Annotated in this window: 1 protein-coding gene; it reads right to left on the minus strand. The window is 77.8% G+C overall.

Going from position 1 to position 1,823, the window contains the following annotated elements:
• Positions 1–1,823: UvrD-helicase domain-containing protein (locus ACTUAL_RS24830; protein WP_440901945.1), on the minus strand; the 1,823-nt coding region annotated here is incomplete at both ends.

Here is a 1,823-nt window from a genome sequence, read left to right on the forward strand (position 1 = left end):
GTGCGGCGCCAGCCGTGGTCCACCCGGCGGGTCCACCGCCCCACGGACAGCTCGGACGTCGCCTCCCGGACCGGCACCTCCTGCGGCGGGGCGTGGTCGGCGCGCTCCAGGGCGAAGGCGCCCAGGTCGGCCCAGGCGGACAGCCGGGCGCGCGCCTGCTGGTCGTCCTGGGGCACGCGGGCCGACGGCGGCACCGCGCCGGCGCCGGGGTCGCGGCCGAAGAGCACGCGGTGCAGCGGGGACGGCGCACCGTTGCGGCTGGTCGGCGACCACCACGTCACGACCTGGGACTGCGCGCGGGTCAGCGCGACGTAGAGCAGGCGCAGCGACTCCCCGGCGTCCTCCTCCTTGTGCCGGCGCACCGAGTCGGCCCACCCGGGGTTGGCCCCGCCCCTGCCGCCGACGTCGAGGTAGCGGGTCCGCTCCGGCGGGTCGTCGTGGCACAGCGGGATGCGCGGCACGTCGGGCACGTGCCGGTCGCCCAGCGTCGGGGCGTAGACGACGGGGAACTGCAGCCCCTTGCTGCCGTGGATCGTCAGGAGCTGGACGGCGGCGGCGTCGCTGTCCAGCCGGCGCGTCCGGACCCCGGTCGAGGCCGGCCCGTCCTCCGACATCTGCGCGCGCAGCCACTCCAGCAGCGCGACCAGCCCGAGCTGTCCCTCGCGCCCCGCGTCGTGCAGCAGCTCGGCCACGTGACGGACGTCGGTCAGGGTCCGCTCGCCGCCGACCTGGCCCAGGACCCGCGCGGGCAGGCCGTCGGCCACCAGCCGCTCGAGCACGGCGGCGACCCCCTGACGGGCGTAGACGCCGGCCAGGTCGCGGGCCACCTGGGCGAGCCGGTCGTCGAGCTCCTCCCCGCCCGCGTCGAGGTCGGGGACGGTGAGCCCGATGAGGTCGGTGAGCGCGGCGCCGCGGGTCAGCAGCGCCCGGTGCGGCGCCGCCATCGCCTCCAGCAGCGCGAGCCAGTCGTGGGCCGCGCCGCTGTCGAGGACGCTGGAGCCGCCCGCGCTGACCGCGTGGATGCCGACCTCGCGCAGCGCGCGCTGGGCGGCGAGCAGGTCCTTGCCCCGGTGCGCCAGCACCGCGACGTCGTGCGCCTCCACCGGTCGCCCGTCGAACGTGGCGGGCGAGGCCAGCAGCCGCGCGACGTCCAGCGCGAGGTCGCGCGCGACGTGCGCCCGGGTCGGCCCGATGCGGTCGTCGTCGCCCAGGTGCTCCCCGAGGAGGACCTGGCGCAGGCGCACGGGCGCCCCGGCGGGCGCGTCCTGCAGCCGCGACCCCGTGCGGGCGGCGCTGACGGACCGCACCGCGATCTCGGGGTGACCGAGCTCGGCGCCGCCGAGCAGCACCGACAGGGCGTCCACGACGCCGGGGTCGGAGCGGAAGTTGCGCGGCAGGGTGCGCCGGTCGGTAGCGCTCGCCGCCGCCTCCAGGTAGGTGACGACGTCGCCGCCGCGGAAGGCGTAGATCGCCTGCTTGGGGTCGCCGATGAGCACCATGGCCCGCGCGTGGCCGGTGAAGGCGCGGTCGAGCACCTGCCACTGCACCGGGTCGGTGTCCTGGAACTCGTCGACGAGCACGACGCTCCACCGCTGCCGCATCCGCTCGCGGGCCGGCGACCCCGGGTCCTCCAGGGCGTCCGCGAGCTGGGTGAGCAGGTCGTTGTAGTGCATGACCTGCAGCCGCCGGCGTCGCACCGACAGCTCGGCGCGCACGGCCCGGGCGAAGCCCACCCGGCGCGCGGTCGGCGTGCCGCGCTCGGCCGTGGTCGGCCGCAGCTCGGCGTGGACGTCGTCGACGGCGGCGCGGGCCAGGTCCAGCGC

The sequence above is a fragment of the Actinosynnema sp. genome, from assembly GCF_052038725.1.